This is a genomic window from Pseudoalteromonas sp. (genome assembly GCF_041629635.1).
Classification (GTDB): Bacteria; Pseudomonadota; Gammaproteobacteria; order Enterobacterales; family Alteromonadaceae; genus Pseudoalteromonas.
Window position 1 is genome coordinate 1 of record NZ_JBFKMX010000072.1, and the last position, 18,520, is coordinate 18,520.

Annotated in this window: 16 protein-coding genes and 1 other RNA gene; 8 read left to right on the forward strand and 9 right to left on the reverse strand. The window is 40.9% G+C overall.

The window, feature by feature from the left end:
- On the reverse strand, positions 1-801 hold an 801-nt coding region (locus tag ABYD77_RS11300; RefSeq protein WP_372769922.1), incomplete at its 3' end, for a beta-ketoacyl synthase N-terminal-like domain-containing protein.
- Between the two features lie 207 nt (positions 802-1,008).
- Between ABYD77_RS11300 and mnmC the strand changes: the two genes are divergently transcribed.
- Entirely contained in the window at positions 1,009-2,991 is a 1,983-nt protein-coding gene (mnmC, locus tag ABYD77_RS11305; RefSeq protein ID WP_372769924.1) for a bifunctional tRNA (5-methylaminomethyl-2-thiouridine)(34)-methyltransferase MnmD/FAD-dependent 5-carboxymethylaminomethyl-2-thiouridine(34) oxidoreductase MnmC, read from the forward strand.
- Between the two features lie 106 nt (positions 2,992-3,097).
- Here mnmC and ABYD77_RS11310 read toward each other — a convergent pair whose 3' ends face one another.
- Entirely contained in the window at positions 3,098-5,899 is a 2,802-nt protein-coding gene (locus ABYD77_RS11310; protein ID WP_372769926.1) for a collagenase, read from the reverse strand.
- A 371-nt stretch (positions 5,900-6,270) separates the two neighbouring features.
- On the opposite strand from ABYD77_RS11310, the gene ABYD77_RS11315 reads away from it, so the two are divergent.
- Positions 6,271-6,690, forward strand: coding sequence for a CBS domain-containing protein (locus tag ABYD77_RS11315; RefSeq protein ID WP_372769928.1), 420 nt, complete (start codon positions 6,271-6,273; stop codon positions 6,688-6,690).
- Positions 6,691-6,718: 28 nt separating this feature from the next.
- Complete coding sequence (locus ABYD77_RS11320) at positions 6,719-7,048, forward strand: hypothetical protein (protein WP_372769930.1); 330 nt, start codon at positions 6,719-6,721, stop codon at positions 7,046-7,048.
- Positions 7,049-7,099: 51 nt separating this feature from the next.
- Here ABYD77_RS11320 and ABYD77_RS11325 read toward each other — a convergent pair whose 3' ends face one another.
- Positions 7,100-7,981, reverse strand: coding sequence for an OmpA family protein (locus tag ABYD77_RS11325; RefSeq protein WP_372769932.1), 882 nt, complete (start codon positions 7,979-7,981; stop codon positions 7,100-7,102).
- A gap of 181 nt (positions 7,982-8,162) precedes the next feature.
- Here ABYD77_RS11325 and rnt point away from each other — a divergent pair, with 181 nt between their 5' ends.
- Both rnt and ssrA read left to right on the forward strand, forming a co-directional pair.
- Positions 8,163-8,816, forward strand: a complete 654-nt coding sequence (gene rnt, locus ABYD77_RS11330; protein ID WP_372769934.1) for a ribonuclease T — start codon at positions 8,163-8,165, stop codon at positions 8,814-8,816.
- 114 nt (positions 8,817-8,930) lie between these two features.
- Positions 8,931-9,286: a transfer-messenger RNA gene (gene ssrA / locus ABYD77_RS11335) on the forward strand.
- Between the two features lie 471 nt (positions 9,287-9,757).
- On the opposite strand, the gene ABYD77_RS11340 is transcribed toward ssrA, so the two are convergent.
- Complete coding sequence (locus tag ABYD77_RS11340) at positions 9,758-10,546, reverse strand: RMD1 family protein (RefSeq protein WP_372769936.1); 789 nt, start codon at positions 10,544-10,546, stop codon at positions 9,758-9,760.
- Positions 10,547-10,774: 228 nt separating this feature from the next.
- Between ABYD77_RS11340 and speA the strand changes: the two genes are divergently transcribed.
- From speA to ABYD77_RS11355, 3 genes are all read left to right on the forward strand, one after another.
- Entirely contained in the window at positions 10,775-12,688 is a 1,914-nt protein-coding gene (gene speA / locus ABYD77_RS11345) for a biosynthetic arginine decarboxylase (protein ID WP_372769938.1), read from the forward strand.
- 3 nt (positions 12,689-12,691) lie between these two features.
- Positions 12,692-13,621, forward strand: coding sequence for an agmatinase (gene speB, locus ABYD77_RS11350; RefSeq protein ID WP_372769940.1), 930 nt, complete (start codon positions 12,692-12,694; stop codon positions 13,619-13,621).
- A gap of 160 nt (positions 13,622-13,781) precedes the next feature.
- Positions 13,782-13,955, forward strand: coding sequence for a DUF6435 family protein (locus tag ABYD77_RS11355; protein WP_372769942.1), 174 nt, complete (start codon positions 13,782-13,784; stop codon positions 13,953-13,955).
- A gap of 30 nt (positions 13,956-13,985) precedes the next feature.
- Here the strand turns inward: ABYD77_RS11355 and ABYD77_RS11360 are convergent, their stop codons facing one another.
- The 5 genes from ABYD77_RS11360 to ABYD77_RS11380 form a co-directional block, all read right to left on the reverse strand.
- Positions 13,986-14,810, reverse strand: a complete 825-nt coding sequence (locus ABYD77_RS11360) for a hypothetical protein (protein ID WP_372769944.1) — start codon at positions 14,808-14,810, stop codon at positions 13,986-13,988.
- Between the two features lie 88 nt (positions 14,811-14,898).
- A complete protein-coding gene (locus ABYD77_RS11365) occupies positions 14,899-15,129 on the reverse strand; it encodes a TIGR02647 family protein (RefSeq protein ID WP_274761458.1) in 231 nt (76 codons plus the stop codon).
- Positions 15,130-15,240: 111 nt separating this feature from the next.
- Entirely contained in the window at positions 15,241-16,383 is a 1,143-nt protein-coding gene (gene zapE, locus ABYD77_RS11370) for a cell division protein ZapE (RefSeq protein ID WP_372769946.1), read from the reverse strand.
- Positions 16,384-16,431: 48 nt separating this feature from the next.
- Complete coding sequence (locus ABYD77_RS11375) at positions 16,432-17,598, reverse strand: FAD-dependent oxidoreductase (protein WP_372769948.1); 1,167 nt, start codon at positions 17,596-17,598, stop codon at positions 16,432-16,434.
- The coding region (locus ABYD77_RS11380) for an FAD-dependent monooxygenase (RefSeq protein WP_372769950.1) at positions 17,598-18,520 on the reverse strand (923 nt) is incomplete at its 5' end. The genes ABYD77_RS11380 and ABYD77_RS11375, both read right to left, overlap by 1 nt.

Genomic DNA, 18,520 nt, shown 5'->3' on the forward strand with positions numbered 1-18,520 from the left:
CATGTCGTAACCATCAGATGTTGCGCCGTAACCTACAATCTCACCGTAAATTTTCGCGCCACGCGCTAATGCGTGCTCTAACTCTTCAACAACAACGATACCGCCACCGCCAGAGATAACAAAACCATCGCGGTTTGCATCGTAAGTACGTGAAGCAAGTTCAGGCGTTTCATTATATTTAGTTGATAATGCACCCATCGCATCAAATTCCATTGCAAGCGTCCAGTGAAGTTCTTCACCGCCACCAGCAAATACAACATCTTGTTTACCAAGTTGGATTTGTTCTACCGCATGACCAATACAGTGAGCCGATGTTGCACACGCTGAACTGATTGAGTAGTTAACACCTTTAATTTTGAATGGTGTTGCTAAACATGCTGACGTCGTTGAGGCCATTGTACGAGGAACCATATAAGGACCTACGCGCTTAACACCTTTTTCGCGAAGAATGTCAGCTGCTTCAACTTGGTTTTTAGATGAACCACCGCCTGAACCAACAATAATACCTGTACGCGGGTTAGACACTTGATCTTCAGATAGGCCTGAATCATCAATCGCCTGTTGCATTGAAATGTATGAGTATGCTGCTGCATCACCCATAAAACGCATTGCTTTGCGGTCTACGTGCTCTTTTGGATCAAGGTCAATGCTACCACATACGTTTGAACGTAATTTTAGGTCTGCAAATTCTTGGTTGAATGTAATGCCTGAACGACCTGCTTTTAATGATTCAAGTACTTCTTCTTGATTATTACCGATACTTGAAACAATACCGATACCCGTAATTACGGCTCTTTTCATGGATAAACCTTTTCTACAAAGTAAATTGTGCTCTATTCTACGTGTTATTTACAAAAAACTGGTCTAATCTCAGCGTACACGTGTTTCGAATTTACAGTATTTTAACCTTAACTGCCAAATTTATAAGCTTAATTTGTTCTAAATCAAGTTTAACCGTCCCCCTATATCTCGTACAATAGCGCCAGGTTAAGTTTGTTTTAAATAATTATGATCCGCCACGCAAAAATTGAGTTTAATGAATCAGGAACACCAGTCGCACAAGACTTTGATGATGTTTACTTTTCAAACGATAACGGCTTATTAGAGTCAGATTACGTATTTTTTCAGCAAAACAATATTGCTACGCGTTGGCAAAATCACCCGAGAAGGCATTTTGTAATAGCTGAAACAGGGTTTGGCACTGGCCTTAATTTTTTAAATACGTGGCAGCGTTTTAATCAAGATGACGATAAATCTGTTGAACAACTTCACTTTATTAGCTTTGAAAAATTCCCTTTAGAACAAACAGCATTACAACAGGCGCTTGCAGCCTGGCCTGAGCTTACAGAGTTAAGCGAACAACTTATCGCAAAATACCCTGTCGCCATGGCAGGTTGCCACCGTTTAGAGTTTGAGCAAGGGCGCGTTATTTTAGATTTATGGTTTGGCGATATTCAAGATACGCTACCACAACTTTGTTACAGTGAATCCGGCATTGTTGATGCGTGGTATCTCGATGGGTTTGCGCCAAGTAAAAACCCCGACATGTGGCAACAATCCCTTTTTGATGGTATGGCTAATTTAGGCCGAGAAAACTGTACGTTTGCAACCTTTACCGCGGCAGGGTTTGTGCGCCGCGGCCTGAGCGATGCAGGTTTTTCCACCAAAAAAGTAAAAGGATATGGTCGTAAACGCGAAATGGTTGTAGGCACTTTAGACATCGCGAATCAATTCACCACCCAACCTGCATATTTTAAGCGTGAGCCACAACAACTTAATAAAGTAGCGATTATTGGCGGTGGTATAGCATCGGCAACTCTTGCCTATAGTTTTTCAAAACGCGGTATTGCTACTCATATTTTTTGTAAAGACGATACTTTTGCACAAGGTGCCTCTCATAACCATCAAGGGGCGGTCTATCCAAACCTTCAAGCCGACTTTAACAGTAGCAGTGAATTTTTTGCTCACAGTTTTTATTACGCAAAAAGGCTTTATCAGCAAATTAATGATGAAGGCTTCCACTACCCCCATGATTGGTGCGGCGTTTTACTGCATGGCGTTACTGACAACAAAGTTGAAATTCAAACCCGCCTTGCGCAAAAAGGCAATTGGCCAACATCGCTTATCCGTGGTGTAAACGAAGATGAAGCAAATCAAATTACAGGTATAAAAGCTAACTACTCAGGCTTATTTATTGAACCGGCTGGTTGGGTTACCCCCCCAGCATTGGTAAATGCACTTTTCGATGCGGGTCGGAGCAAAGCCAATCAGCAAGTGCATTTTAATAGCGAGGTATGTGACATTGTAAGAACGCAAACCGGTTATCAATTACGTGATGAGAATCAGGAGTTTCTGGGCGAGTTTAGTCATGTATTTATCACCTGTGGCGAATTAACAACGCGTTTTTCACAAATGCAATCTCTGCCGTTTAAGCCTGTACGTGGTCAAGTAAGCAGTGTTGCGACAAATGAATTATCTTCACAACTTAACACCGTATTGTGCCATAAAGGGTATTTTACACCGCAGCTCGACAACACCCATTGCATGGGAGCGACTTTTGAAAAACAAAGTATGAGCCGTGAAATTAGTGAGGAAGATAACCTTATAAACTTAAAACAACTCACGTCGTTTTACCCTGAGCAACTCGGTATTACTGCCAAATCAATATTAGATGCCAAAGCGGCTATTCGCTGTACTACGCCAGATCATCAACCGATTGTAGGTGAAGCTGTGTGTGAAGCAACACTAATTGATAATTTCGCACCGCTCAGAAAAGGACAGCAGTTCGGTTTTGGTGAAGTGGTGAACCCGCATCAAGGCTTATACGTTTTTTCAGGCTTAGGTGCGCGAGGTTTATGTACCGCACCACTTGCGGCGGAAATGTTAGTGGCTGAACTTTGCGATGAACCATTACCCGTGCCAATTCATATAAGTGAAATGCTACACCCTAACCGCTTTATAATTCGCGACTTAAAACGTAATAAACGCTAAAAAAATAGCCGCATCCTGCTAGGAGATGCGGCTATTGGTTTTTACCTAATTTAATACGTGATTAATTTTGAAAGTATCAAATAGGTATTCATTAACTTCTGGGAAATTAACGACAACCTGGTGTATTGAAATCCACAACTATTGAAGCGCCATTCGCTGTGCCTGACACTTTTACATAACCCCAATAAGCACTTTGGTTTGTGATGTAAATACATTCGCCATTGCCCACATTTTGTGATGACGCATCTACATTACCAGCACTTGGCCAACCACCATTACGGTATTCAAGATTGATATCACCTGAACCATTTGATGTTGTAATTGCCACACTTGTTGCACCACTGACATCAGCAATACTCAACCAAATTGGCTCCTGCTCAGCAAGGCACATCACATCACCATCGTATAAGCGACCACCGCCACTTGGCCCTTCTGTTGCACAGGCATTTGGTACATTAAAACCACCACCAGAGCGAACAGTGTAATTTGCTTTAACTTGTGTATCAAAATTAGCGTAACCATAAACCATTACATGGTAAGTGCCAGCTTGTGGTTTTTCGATAGTACAGCGCTCGCTATTACCACCTACATATGGACGACAATCATAGCTTGTAAGCGTAGGCGCGTCGCCAAACTTAACGTATAAATCACCATCTCCAGAGCCACCGTTTAGGGTGATTTCAAAGTCACTTGTATTTGCTGGAACATTTATCACAAAGCGTTTTTCATCGCCCGTATTACCCGTTACTTGCTGCGCCACACCATTTTGTAATTCATTACCCACTGGCGGCTCGTTACCTGTTACTGTTGCGGTTGTTGATTCACTTGCGCTCAGGCCTTCTGGGTCAGTTACCGTTAACGTCACCGCATAATCCCCTGCTACCGCATAGCTGTGCGTAGGACTTGCTTCTGAACTTGTAGTGCCGTCACCAAAATTCCAGTTGTATGATGCAATCGTTGATTCATTATCATATGAGCCATTACTCGAGAATGAGATCAACTCACCTTCAGCAGCACTATAAGGACCATTAATCATTGCAACTGGAGCAGTATTTTGTGGTGGGTTTGTACCGCCGCCATTGGCTAATTCTTGAGTCCACTGAGTGAACTCATTACCATAATTAGTAGCCCATGTATTTATACGCGCTTTATATGCAGCCCAGTCACCCGAACGCGTAGCAGCTAACATTTGATTTAGCTCATCGCGGTGACGTTCAAACATAAAACGAACCGCTAAATAACCCCAGCGGTAAATACGATCTTGATCAAAACCATCATAAGTTGTTTCAAATACAGTGCCTAAGCTGAAAGTTGAGCCATCTTTAATCGTGTCGATAGCAGCTTGGTTATCATTTTCATTGGCAATGTATTCAGCGACACCTTCACTCCACCATACAATTGCTTCAGTTGGTGCATTAAAGCCACCATATAAATCAAAGCGACCGTCAAGATAATGCACATACTCATGCTCTAAATTCCAAACGTAATGATCTGGGTTAGCATAGCTTGCTTCGTATGCGACAAAGTTTGGAATATTACCCGGTGTTGAAGGATTCCCTTCTAAATACATACCACCATTATTTGTATCAATACCAAAAATAACACCTGCATATTTACCGTAGTCGTTACTTGAGTCAAAAATATTCACTTGTAATTGACTATTCACATCATCTGCAACAGGCGTGTTATTAGTTTGTAATTGACCATGGAAATACGTTTCTTCGTAACCCATTTTGCTACAAGCAGCTTGATGCTGCGCGCTAGTCATATTTTGTGAGCGGATTTTAATTGTGCTACTACACGTGTATGTTTGAGAAAGCACTTGAGATTCTAACTGCGATTCAAAGCCGCAAATATTATAATCACTACAATTGCCATGGTACGAAGCAGTATCTGCAGCTCCTAACCAAACTGAATCACCGTAACCATACATTTGATAATCTGTGAAAATCCGATTTAATGCAGCATCAACACCCGATTGAATAGTACCTGGATATAGTTTTAAACGGCCTAATTCACGTGCGGCATTGGCAATCATATATTCAGCATCTGAATCAATCATGTAAGTGCTTGTGGTAAATTTAGCAAGCGCACTTACTAAATCGTTAGCCGAGCCTATTTTATTTTTAAATTCAGTATTCCATTGGCCGCGAAATAAAATCGTAAATACGCCGTTTACTGCACTGCGCATATTCCACTTAGCTGCATAACTTGCATTCCAGCGGTTTAACCATTCAACAACTACCGGCAGATATATATCTTGCTGCTCAGAGCTGTCCATTGTGATTAATACTTCAGAAAGTGTTTTACCGTGAGCATCGTTATCGTCATAAAAATGACTGTTGTTAACAAACGCGTCAATAGCGCCTTTTACCGCAGGCTTTACCCAAGATGCAAAGGTTACTTGGTCGTTATAAAACTCCACATAGTAACCAGCGCGTAAATATAAAAATAACGCCTCAATGTCATTATCACCACCACCTTGATAGCTCTGAGCAAGGCCTTTCACATGGTTAGCTACAGCGTACATATTATTTGAATCATAAGCCGCTTTTTGAACGTCGCTTGTTGCACTAAATAACTCATTAACGCAGTTAGATCCCTGCGACTTAATTTCATTGATAAGTTGAGTAGAATTAGTGGTTGCAAGCGCATTAACGTTACAAGTCGCAGCTAGTGTTTGTTGTATGTTTTTAACATTTACAGTGTGTAAATCATGTTTCGCATGATCATATGGTTGATTTAATTGCTGTGTGGTTACTGCTGTTGGCGCATTATCCATGCGCTTAAATTCAACACCATGATGGTGTACCTTAGGCTGATTTTGTGATGTAGGCGCGCTGGTAGCAAACGCACTTTGACCATAACTTAAAGTCGCAAGCACAAACGCCAATTTAGTTAATTTCATTGTTATTTTTCCAGTTGTTGTTGTCATAGTATTCGATAAATCACTATCGAATTTCGTTGCTAAACGATATATTGAACACTAAAAACATGAATTCAATATAATGTATACAATATATTAACTTTTGTTTTGAATATAGGGGCAATTGAATATTTTTTTAAAACGATTATTTTTCAAATGCTTATTGGTTTTGAAATAATAAAATGGTAATGCTTTTTTGCTGTTTTGAAATGTATTAAGCATGAAAGTGCATTGGCAAATTGATTCATTGCACAAAAAACAATAATAAATCAGAAATTCATTGCCCTAGCGCAAAGCGATATATTGGATACACGCTAAACTAATTGTACTGAATGCTTAAAAAGTAGATTAACATGATAAAAACAATTGCTGACTTAATGACGCGTAACGTGCTTTCGATTGAACTGGAAAGCAACATGATGGATGTGCACCAAATGATGAAAGAACATAATATTCGCCATATTCCCGTATTAGCCAGTGGCTGCTTTTTTGGTATGGTTACACAAAAAAGCATTTTAGCTAAAACAATGTATTTGCTAGACAAATATGGTGTAAATGCGTTACAAAGAAGAGAAAAACAAGTACCTGTTTCAGAGCTCGTTGATAAAGATGTTGTTTTTGCCAACGAAACCATGCCACTAGCAGAAGCTGCACGGTTTTTCTTAAACAACCGACACGGCTGTTTGCCAGTAGTAGATGACAACAATCAGTTGCAAGGAATTGTTACCTCTTCTGATTTCGTTAGACTATCCTTATTATTATTAGAAAGTTAACCCTTCAAGGGTAATCAGGAGTTCTTACATGAAGAAGTTGTTTTGCAGTATCGTACTAGGCGCTTTAATGAGTCTAAGTCATATAGCGATTGCAAATATTGACGACGTACCCCTTCCCAACGACTTTCAAGTACGCATGTCACTTGAAGATGATTATCCGATGATTATCAGTGGTTTTGTCAAACAAGATATAGATATTGTGATGCAGTTTTATCGTGATACATTAGGTGAGCCCCAAACAGTGACCGAAGATATTGGTCGCTATACATATTTTTACACCATCTCTGGTAAAAAGGTAAAGATTGGGTTTTATCAGCAAGAAAGTTGGTGTGAAATCAGCATAATGATGACGGAATAACACCGCCATCATGGTATAACGGTTTAAAACACCTAATCTGACAAAAGCCTTTTAAACCTTTTCAATTTGAATCACAACGCGGCGGTTTTTACCACGGCCAATAATGGTGTTATTGGTTGCCACGTGGCGTCTTTCACCAAACCCTTGTGTCATAATTTTTTCAGCAGCAATACCTTTTTCTGTCATGTACGTTTTAATTGCTTGCGCACGCTTTTCTGACAGTTGTTGGTTAATATAACGGCCACCGTATGAATCGGTATAGGCAGTGATCACCACTGAATCAATAGTGGGATCGTTCTCCAAATATAAGCCTATCTTTTCTAAGCGCTTTTTTGAATCTCGAGTCAATTCGCTACTATTGGATTCATATCGCATGACAGTATACGCAATATCATCGAAGCTAAATGGTAGTAAACCATCGCGACACTCTAAAAAATTTAAATACTGATTACGAAAATTAACCGCTGACAATTCCACTTTTATTTTATCTTGGTTATTGTGCCAATCTTGATAATAAAATGTTGGCACATTACCTTTTTCAAGCTCAGTCAATAATAGCCAAGAGGCTTTTGAATCCAACTCTGTATCAAATTGCTTTAACAAATTTGCGTCAAATAAACTGCGTGCAGGGTTACCTGCTTTCCAAACTGGCGGTACCGAAAGCACGTCTGCAACATTATATCCTTCTGGCCTAATCAACATATCTAGCGTGAAATGAAGCGGTTTGTCTTTGCTTGCAGTGGACAAAAATTTGGCTTTACCAAAGCGTGGAATATCATGCTCTAACTGACAACTTAAACGTGAGCTCTCTGGTGTATTCCACTTTGCATTACTTGCAACAGCACCATAACTGCGAAGCGCTGCCTGCGAAGAAAAAACAGCACTTAGCGAAAGACCAACGCATAAGCACTGAACTATTTTTTTATATTGCACTTAGGTCTCCTAAGTTCGATAAACGCATGGTTAAACACAACAACTGCTGTAACAAGCAACAGCTAATAATTTTAAGCAATAAATATACCTAAATAAGGTGTTAGTTCATAAAATTTTACTGGTCAGTATCAACCTAATTTTGCCATAATACGCGGCCTTATTAAGCACTGAAAGTAAGTATATGTCTCAAGCTGAAGCTCAAACAACTTTATTTGCCAAGCGTTTTCGCGGTTTCTTTCCTGTAGTTATCGACGTTGAGACGGCAGGCTTTAATAATAAAACCGATGCATTATTAGAAATTGCTGTGAGCTTGCTAAAAATGGACGACCAAGGTGAGCTCAGCATCGGCAAAACTCTTCACTTTCATGTTGAACCCTTTGATGGTGCAAACATAGAACGTTCGGCAATTGAATTTAATGGCATCGACCCATTTTCCCCACTTCGTGGCGCCGTAAAAGAAGATGTTGCTATTAAAGAAATTTGCAAAGCAGTGCGCAAAGCACAAAAAGAAGCAGGTTGCCAACGCAGTGTTGTTGTTGCACATAACGCTGCATTTGATCACGGTTTTTTAAATGCCGCAATTGAGCGCAATAACATTAAACGCACACCGTTTCACCCATTCGTAAGTTTTGATACAACAACTTTAGCAGGTTTAGCAGTAGGCCAAACGGTGCTTGCAAAAGCATGTCGCGCCGCAGGCATTGATTTTGATAATAGCCAAGCACATAGCGCGTTATACGATACCGAGCGCACCGCTGAGCTTTACTGTTACATTGTGAATAAATGGCAAGCCTTAGGCGGTTGGCCGATGCCTGAAATCGAAGAAAACGATTAAAAACCCAGCACATAACCTAGATAAGACCACTTAATTGTGGTTTTTTCTTGTTTAACGCGAAAACTAAGCGTTATAATCTATGCAACTGAGTATGATTCAGATGAAACAAATTCAGGGGCTGATTAGGATTCGACGGGATTCATGAAGCCTAAGGTGCATGTCGAGGTGCGGCTGGCCTCGTAAAAAAGCCGTATTTAAAGTAATCGCAAACGACGATTCTTACGCTCTAGCGGCTTAATTCCCGCTAGCACTTCACTCACGTATTCTTGTGGACTGAGATTCGAAGTGTCACCCTACACAAGATCGCTACGGAAACCCTGGCCGGGGTTGAAGGGCTAAATTGAAGCGGCCTCGCCTTTACTTATCGTGTTCGTCCGAGATTTAAAGGTTAACCAAAAGACGATACTAAACATGTAGGACCGAAGGTCGACGCTTTTCGGACGGGGGTTCAAATCCCCCCAGCTCCACCAATAGCACAGACAAAGCCGCTTTTTAGCGGCTTTTCTTTTGCCTAAAATTCGCCACAGATATTAAATATCAACAACTTAGATTTTTAACTGACAATTCCAATCAATATATAAAGTAGTACCACCAAAATGAATAAGAGCGAGTACTACATATAAAATGTAATAAGCCATAGTCCAATATAATAACCACATAAAAACTGACTTAATATCATTTTATTAATCAAGCGCTGTCTATTATTTCGGACTTACCAAGACTGGTATAAAACCCAATAATTGAAATACCTGAAAGTAATCAACTATATTCTTTGTACCACTGGATGTACCAAACACATTTTAAATTTCTTAGTGGGAATTAAAGTCGTATTTTATTCTTTGTGAATTTAGCGCGGCTTGCTTTACTCATCTAACTTATTCATAAAAAAAAGCCTGTGAGATACACAGGCTTTTTGTTGCTTTTAAAATTTAAGCGGAGGCTTAAAAGAAATAAATCGCTATATCGACGGCAATTAAAATAATAATCACCCACTCTAAAAACGCAGAGTGCTTGTGGTTTTGCTCAGTACTTAGCATGTCGACCAAGTTGTGAATGGTGTCGAGCTTTTTTTGCAAAATATGTATACGTGGCAATAAATCTAAATATTTGCTGAGTTGCTGATAAACCCCTTCTAAATTTGGGTTATCCCAAAAGAACTCGGGGGTATCTAGCAAATTAAAGTGCAAATTAATATCGGTACTGGTTTTAAACAGCGTACCACGCAACTTTGCTAATTCTTTTCGTGTTAAAGGCACCTTACCAGTTTGTGCAAGCTGCTGAGATAAATACGCATTTTCACTAATTACCGCTTGTGCTTGCTCTTCAAAAAACTCTAACTTAGCCGACTGCGCAAGTGCATGACTAAGTGCCAATTTGGTCATATCATCTGAGTTATCTAAAAATAGGCAATCATTTTTAATATGAAAGTCACCATTTTCACCCTCTCGGTAAATATAGTGATCGATGCTCGGGCGTTTTTCAGGTGAGATAATTAACTCATCAATTTGCGCAATCAGTTGTTCAAGCTCAGCTTGATTAAAGTCCCAACACACTAACACTGCATAATCAAACAGCCAGGCTTGTTTGCTATTAATGCATATACCATAAGCATCGCGTACTTTTATAGCGTCAAGCTGTTGATGTAACTTTATATCTGCTTTTTCTTTATTAATAGAGTGACCTAAAAAGCTGATAATAAGGCGATGTTCATTTGTGACAGTGTCACTCATTTAGTAGCTCCAATGAAGCGTTTAAGATTTGTGCCAAACTATTTATGGCAATATTTTCTAGTGCGTTTATAGCTGTAAATGAACAAAATATAAATTAATTGTAGTCTAATATTGCCAACATTATTCTTGTCGATACGACAAAAATTTTATGTTGGACTTCCCCCCCCTATTCCCTTTAAATGCGCGCACTTTTTGGTCTTATGGCCGATTTATTTTTTAAGGGTAGAAATGAAAGAAACCACTGCAATTGAACATGTTCGTGCAAGCTACAATGTACCTCATTGGAGCCAAGGTTATTATGGAATTAATGATCAAGGCGAAATTACTGTGTCACCAAATATGGCAAAGCCAACGCATGCAGTAAGTTTGTCTAAAATTGCCGAACAAATTCAACAGCAAGGGTTGTCGTTACCAGCGCTTGTGCGATTTCCGCAAATTTTACACCACCGCGTACATAGTTTATGCAATGCGTTTAACGCGGCTATTGAAAGCTATGATTACAGCAACAACTACTTACTAGTTTATCCAATTAAAGTAAACCAACAACGCGAAGTGGTGGAAGAAATTTTAGCAAGCCAAGCTAGCCAATCGGTAAAGCAATTAGGTTTAGAAGCAGGTAGCAAAGCAGAGCTGCTAGCTGTACTTGCGATGGCACAAAAAGTCAGTTCTGTGATTGTGTGTAACGGCTATAAAGACCGCGAGTATATTCGCTTAGCACTTATCGGCGAAAAGCTTGGTCACAAAGTGAATATTGTGCTTGAGAAGCGTTCTGAACTTGAAATGGTGCTTGAAGAAGCAAACAAACTTGGCGTAAGCCCACGCTTAGGTGTGCGCGTACGTTTAGCATCGCAAGGTAAAGGCAAGTGGCAAGCAAGCGGTGGTGAAAAATCAAAGTTTGGCTTATCTGCATCACAAGTATTAAGTGTATTAGCTGAGCTTAAATCGCACAAAATGGAAAGCGCACTACAACTTGTTCACTTTCACTTAGGCTCACAAATGGCGAACATTCGCGATGTGCGCACAGGTGTTAGTGAAGCAGCACGTTTTTACTGTGAATTACGCCGTTTAGGTGCAAATTTAGCCTGTATGGATGTAGGTGGTGGTTTAGCCATTGATTACGATGGCACGCGCAGCCAATCGAGCAATTCTATGAATTACTCACTTGCTGAATATGCAAATAACATCGTCTACACCATTGGCGACATGTGTAAGCAGTATGAGCAACCAATGCCGATGATTATTTCAGAGTCTGGCCGTGCGTTAACAGCGCATCACGCGGTACTTATTACCAATGTGATTGGTACTGAATCGTATCAGGTAGAAGAATTGCCAGCACTTGAGAGCGATGCACCATTACTTTTACAAAACATGTGGCGTTCGTGGTTACAACTTAATAACCGTGTTGATGACAGAGCGTTAATTGAGATTTATCACGATTGCATTAACGACCTAGCCGAAGTGCACAGCCAGTTTGCAATGGGGCTTTTAAGCCTTGAGCAACGCGCATGGGCAGAACAAATAACACTGCGCATTAACTACGAGCTACAGCAGTTGATGGATGGCAAAAACCGTTTTCATCGGCCAATTATGGACGAGTTAAACGAGCGATTAGCAGATAAATTCTTTGTTAATTTTTCGCTATTTCAATCGCTGCCAGATGCATGGGGTATTGATCAAGTGTTTCCAGTGTTACCGCTTTCTGGTTTAGAAACCATGCCAGATCGCCGTGCAGTGCTCCTTGATATTACTTGTGATTCAGATGGCACAATCGACCAGTACGTCGATGGACAAGGTATTGAAACCACCTTGCCAGTGCCAAATTGGCAGGCCGACTCACCTTACTTGTTAGGCTTCTTTTTAGTAGGTGCTTATCAAGAAATTTTAGGTGATATGCACAACCTATTTGGTGACACTCACAGTGTGGTGGTCAATGTGAATGAACAAGGCAACAGTGAAATTGTTGAAATTAACGAAGGCGACAGCGTTGAAGATATGCTGCGTTATGTGCACTTAGATGCAGAAGAATTCAGACTCGCATTTGCTCAATTAGCGAATAGCAAATTACCAGAGCATGAGCGCAGCGAAGTACTTGCTGAGCTAGATGCAGGTTTAAAAGGCTACACTTATTTGGAAGATATTTAGTCCATGAGTAACGTATTTGAAAAACACAATGGCATGCTGTTTGGCAATGGCGCAACTTTTATGCGCCAGCCATTAGTTAACGACCCAACATCAAGTGATGCTGATGTTGTTGTGCTTGGTTTACCATTTGATATGGCTACTTCTGGGCGCTCAGGCGCCCGCATGGGCCCAGATGCAATGCGCCGCGCATCAGTTAACCTTGCATGGGAAGAAACCCGTTACCCTTGGCCATTTACACTAAACGATCATTGCGCAGTAATTGATGCAGGCGACTTGGTGTTTGCACCGGGCGATAGCGAAGGTTTTACACAGCAAGTAGAAGATGCAGCCACGCAACTTTTAGAACAAGGTAAAAGCCTTCTAAGTTTTGGTGGGGATCACTTTGTTACTTTACCGCTACTGCGCGCCCATGCAAAACGTTTTGGTAAAATGGCTTTAGTGCATTTTGATGCGCACACCGACACCTATGCTAATGGCAGTCAGTATGACCATGGCACTATGTTTTACCATGCGCCAAATGAAGGGCTTATCGACAAAAATAGTTCGGTACAAGTGGGTATTCGCACGAACTACACCCAAGCTGAGCATGGCTTTAAAGTGATTGATGGCGCTGAGAGCAATGCGCTATCAGCGCACACCATAGCCGAGATGATTAAACACTCAGTGGGTGAGTTACCTGTGTATTTAACCTTTGATATTGACGCGCTTGATCCTGCGTTTGCACCAGGTACTGGCACACCGGTTTGTGGTGGCTTAACCACCGACAAAGCGCTCAATATTCTTCGCGAATTAAAAGGGCTGAATATTGTCGGAATGGATGTGGTAGAAGTTGCTCCAGCTTACGATAACAGCGAAATTACTGCACTTGCAGGCGCGACCATTGCGCTCGAAATGCTGCATTTGTGGACGTATAAACATAAGCTAGGTGGATAACCTCGTTTATATTTTGGCACCCAACAAAAAGCCTGTGAAACACAGGCTTTTTTTTATTTTTAAAACAGTGACTAACTTTGAAAGTACCTTATTCAGCATTTGCGTGATCCACTTATAAGCTCATTACGTTTAGCTAACTAAACACTTCAAAGGATTCTCAATGTTTAGTTTTTTAAAACCAAACCCAGTAAAAAAAATGAAAAAGGATTATTTTAAATTATTAGAAAAAGCCATGCATGCCCAGCGAAATGGCGATATCAAAACCTATTCAATGCTAACAGCAGATGCAGAAAGCCTCTGGCAAAAAATTGAGGCTCATGAAAGAAAAGAATAGTTTTGTGCCTATGATCTTGGCAATATAACCTTAATAGCCCTCACCATTGTAAGCTGGCTCTTTTGGTGCTGCTGATTTTGCTTTTTGTGAACGTAAAATTTCTGACTCTTTTTGCAATGCATTAATTTTGATTTGATATTGTTTGCTTACCGCAGCCATTTCTTGCGCAAGAGATTGTTGCAGTTTTGCTCCTGCTAGATTGGTATTAGCATTGCCCGACTGCTTCTTTAATGCCGCAACTTCTTCATTCATTTCACGCTGCAAGCGCTTAATTTGCGCATCATTATTCGCAATTTGCCTTTCAACCTTTTGCATATCTACATAGCTGCCAATACGATTGAGTTCTTGTGTGTGCGAATTGCCATCGCCTTGATTAGTTGCGCTACTGTTATTCAGTTTATTTAATTCATTTTGTAAACGCGCTAAGTTACTTTGCTCAACGTCAATTAGCCCGCGGTAACGCTCAGTAATGGCGTTCATTTCAAGCGCTAGCGCTTCAGAGCGAGACGCACCGTAGAGGTTATTAGCAGTGCGAACTGTCATATTCTTAACCTCTCTAATTTCTGCATCCATGTCTTTTTGCAGTTTTTTAATGCGGGCTTTTACTTGTTCAATTTCGCGCTTTAATTGACGTGACTTAACATAAGTATCGGTTGAATCAGTATTTGGCTTTGCGTTAGCATTTGGACGTTTTTTGATAACCTGTGGGTTTACTTCAATTTTTTCATATTTATCACTACATGGCTGATCGCTAAAGGTGAGCACGCCATCAATTTCGCATTTATAAATAGCACTATAAGATGCAAAGCTCGTTACAAAACAAAGTGATAAAAATGAGTTTTTGAGAGTAAACATGAAAGTCCTTATATTTAGTAGCCTGCCTAGATTACACCAATCTAGGCAGGTTTTGGACTTTTAATTTAGCTGCACTAAATGACAGGGATTATTTCAGTGCGTTACTTAAATGCAGGGCGTGTTGCTGTAGTTCATGGCCAAGCTCCGTTAAGTAGCCACCATCAACTTGATCAATAATTCCGCGTTCAAATAAACGCTTGGCCGATGCTTGTACACTTGCTGGCGCATCATGATGAATTTTTAATCCTTGCATCGCACTGGAGGTTGGAAATTTTAGCAGCAACTCTAAATCGGTGATTTGTTCGGTACCTAAGCTCATTGTGTTTCCTTTTTTATTATTTGTTCCGTTACACAGTATAGATAAGCTTTGTAAAATTGCTTGATCTTGCGCAGACAAAACTCAGAATTTTCAACAATCTGTATGGCTTAGTCACTCTTTACTAAGCCCTTCAGCCTGAAAGCGTGCTAATTGCATTTCATTTAAGCGACTAAGTGTTCGCCTAAATGCAAATTCTAATATGCCTTGTGTGTAAAGCTGATGCAATGGTACATCTGCATTTATGTAAAGCGGAATTGAGCGGTCATAACATTCATCTACTAAGGCAATAAAACGGCGTACACCATCATCTTTACGTGATAACTGAGGCAAAGCACGATCTCCCGCGGCGACACGCTCTACGCCATCTTCGGTACCACGGGCGATATGAGTTGCAACTGAATCACACGATAGCTGCGGCACACTTTCAAGAAAAATCGCTTTGTAAGTATCGCACAATGAAATAAAGTCGACAGCCGCCAAAGGCTGTTCGCATATCGCGTTATAGTGACAAAAGAGTAGATGTTTACTCCGGTTAATCACATTTATGGTAATGTGCCCAAGCGTTATAGGTTCTGTTGAAAAACACGTTTGGTTATGTGCTTTTGCAAGCAAATTAAATTGCTGAGTGAGCGCATCGCTTTGCTTCACCCAGTAGCGTTTTTGGCTGTCCCCCGGGTGTAAACGATGGTCTTGCCCGCCATCAACACTCAGTACCTGCATATGGTGTTGTAACGCTTCAATTGCAAGAAGCAGTCTGTCGCGATTAAAACCATTTTCATAGAGTTTGTCAGGGTGTTGATTTGACGTTGCCACCAGCACTAAGCCTTGGTCGAAAAACGCCTGTACCAGTCCACTTAATAAAATCGCATCGCCAATGTCACTAACAAAAAACTCATCAAAACAGAGTACATCAACATCCTTTGCCAGTTCACTTGCCAATAACTTTAGCGGATTTTCACGGCCGGTTAATTGAAACAAACGCTGATGTACCCAGCGCATAAAATGATGAAAGTGTTGACGCTTAGCAGGTATGGTAAGGCTGTTATAAAAGCTATCCATCAACCAAGTTTTACCACGACCGACCGGGCCATATAGATAGACCCCTTGCACACTCGTTTGTTTGCTTTCTAATGCTAAATAACAATTTTGTAGCGCAGCCACTGCTTGAGCTTGCGCGCTATCAGAGACAAAGCCGTTTTCAAGTGCAGCTTGATAAGCTTGCTCTGGGCTTAAAAGTGGAGAAGTATTAGTCATCGTTTAAAAGTGCAAATAAAAATTTGGCGCTAAACGCGCCAAATAACTTTACTGTAATGCTTTTTCGGCAAACAAATGCTTGATGGGTTTTGCTGCATCGACCAAGTTTAGTCCTATGCCGCGAATTAGTTTTTTAATTGGGTTACTGCCTTCAAATAACTCTTTTAGCCCTTGCATCATCGCAATATGCGTTTGTGCATCGGCTTTTCGCGCCATTTCATATTGACGAAGTGATTTCGCATTCGCAAAATCGCTGCCCGCTTCATCGGCAATCAGATCTAATAGCTTCGCCACATCTTTTAAGCCTAAGTTCATACCAAGGCCTGCAAGTGGATGAATAGTGTGTGCAGCATCGCCCATTAAAATTACGCGATTTTCTACCCACTTTCTCGCATATCGCATTTTAAGTGGGAAGCTTAAACGCTGACTTTCCACAGCGCATAAACCTAATTCACTATCAAATGCGGCAGTGAGTGCTTTATTAAAATCAGCTTCTTCCATTGCTAGCAGTTGCTTTGCTTGCTCTGGCGAAGTTGACCACACAATTGAATGGGTATTTGGCTCTGGTAACGGTAAAAATGCTAATGGCCCTGTTGGTAAAAATACCTGACGCGCCGTATTTGCATGAGCAGCTTGGCTTTTAATCGTTGCCACTACCGCATGATGGTCATAATCCCAAAAGGTAATCGGCATTTTAAATTGGCTGCGAATCGCCGAATTAGCACCATCACAGGCAATCAAAAGTTCCGCCATAACCGGCTCACCCGATGCCAGTGTTACTAGCACTTGTTGATCTGTTTGATGAATACTGCTGTAAGGGGTTTCAAATAGCAGCTCAAGATTGCTGTTTTTTTCACACTCATTAATCAGTGCCTGACGAATAACTTCGTTCTCAACAATGTGGCCAAGCTCTGTTAAGTCAAGGTCGTTACTAGAAAAATGAATGCGTCCAGTTGAGTCCTTATCACGTACATCCATGTCACAGTAAGGCGCTAATCGTTGTGCCTGAATGCCTTGCCAAATACCTAAGTCTTCAAACAAGGCTTGGCTTGCTTTGCTAATTGCACTAACACGCAAGCCAAATTCATCACTATTGACGTTTGCAGGTTTTCCCGCATCGATTAACAAAACTTTTTTACCAAGATTAGCTAAGCCTAATGCCGCACTTAAACCGATACAGCCACCGCCAACAACAATCGCTTGAACTTGTTTCACTAGCCTACATTCCCCATTAATTGTTTTGCCAATGGCGCTTTTAAACGTTTGCACTTTGCCATAGCGATTAACACAATGCTGCGCGTTAATGCAAATGCGCGATTGTCGTTAGAAAACCCTCTAACAAGGGCATCAGTTAACCATAACACGGTATCAACATCTTGATTTCGCTCAACTTGGTAGCGATTAAGCAAACTAACATCACCAATATCGTTTTGCTCAGCGGTGGCTTCTGAAATTAACTTCTCAAGTAGAATTACATCGCGTAAACCAAGGTTAAAGCCCTGCCCTGCAATAGGATGAACTAGATGGGCTGCATTGCCTAAAATGGCAACGCGATGATGCATTAAACGCTCAGGCTTACCCACTTTTAATGGATAAGCAGCACGCATACCGACTTTAGTAAATATGCCCGCACGATAACCAAATGACGCTTGTAACTGGGCAACAAAATCAGCATTAGATAAGCCCAGAAGTGTTTCTTGCTGCTCGGGTTTTACACACCACACCAATGAAAATCGGTTTTTGGTCATAGGTAATAAAGCCATTGGACCCGTTTCAGTAAAACGCTCAAACGCTTTATTGTGATTGCCATCAGCGACTTCAATATTGGCTATAAGCGCTACTTGATCGTAATCATCTGTGTGAGTATGAATATGCAGCGGTGCTAATGTTTTGGAATGAGCACCATCAGCTACCAACATTAGTTTTGCTGACAGCTGCTCACCAGATTCGAGCGTTAAATCTATACACTCTGCTTTTTGTTGGTAAGCACTTACCTTATCTGGACAAAACAGCGTTATGCCCTCTGCCACCATTTTTTTATGTAATTGTTGACCCCATGGCCTTACTTCAACAACATAACCAAGCGCAGGTTCGCTGTAATCATCACTGTGAATTTGGGTTTTGCCGAAGTGACCAC

Excerpts from the sequence above, each read along its gene's own strand:
- mnmC (WP_372769924.1), top strand. The coding sequence starts at position 1,009 with ATGATCCGCCACGCAAAAATTGAGTTTAATGAATCAGGAACACCAGTC.
- ABYD77_RS11310 (WP_372769926.1), bottom strand. The coding sequence starts at position 5,899 with ATGAAATTAACTAAATTGGCGTTTGTGCTTGCGACTTTAAGTTATGGT.
- ABYD77_RS11315 (WP_372769928.1), top strand. The coding sequence starts at position 6,271 with ATGATAAAAACAATTGCTGACTTAATGACGCGTAACGTGCTTTCGATT.
- ABYD77_RS11320 (WP_372769930.1), top strand. The coding sequence starts at position 6,719 with ATGAAGAAGTTGTTTTGCAGTATCGTACTAGGCGCTTTAATGAGTCTA.
- rnt (WP_372769934.1), top strand. The coding sequence starts at position 8,163 with ATGTCTCAAGCTGAAGCTCAAACAACTTTATTTGCCAAGCGTTTTCGC.
- ABYD77_RS11340 (WP_372769936.1), bottom strand. The coding sequence starts at position 10,546 with ATGAGTGACACTGTCACAAATGAACATCGCCTTATTATCAGCTTTTTA.
- speA (WP_372769938.1), top strand. The coding sequence starts at position 10,775 with ATGAAAGAAACCACTGCAATTGAACATGTTCGTGCAAGCTACAATGTA.
- speB (WP_372769940.1), top strand. The coding sequence starts at position 12,692 with ATGAGTAACGTATTTGAAAAACACAATGGCATGCTGTTTGGCAATGGC.
- ABYD77_RS11355 (WP_372769942.1), top strand. The coding sequence starts at position 13,782 with ATGTTTAGTTTTTTAAAACCAAACCCAGTAAAAAAAATGAAAAAGGAT.
- ABYD77_RS11360 (WP_372769944.1), bottom strand. The coding sequence starts at position 14,810 with ATGTTTACTCTCAAAAACTCATTTTTATCACTTTGTTTTGTAACGAGC.
- ABYD77_RS11365 (WP_274761458.1), bottom strand. The coding sequence starts at position 15,129 with ATGAGCTTAGGTACCGAACAAATCACCGATTTAGAGTTGCTGCTAAAA.
- zapE (WP_372769946.1), bottom strand. The coding sequence starts at position 16,383 with ATGACTAATACTTCTCCACTTTTAAGCCCAGAGCAAGCTTATCAAGCT.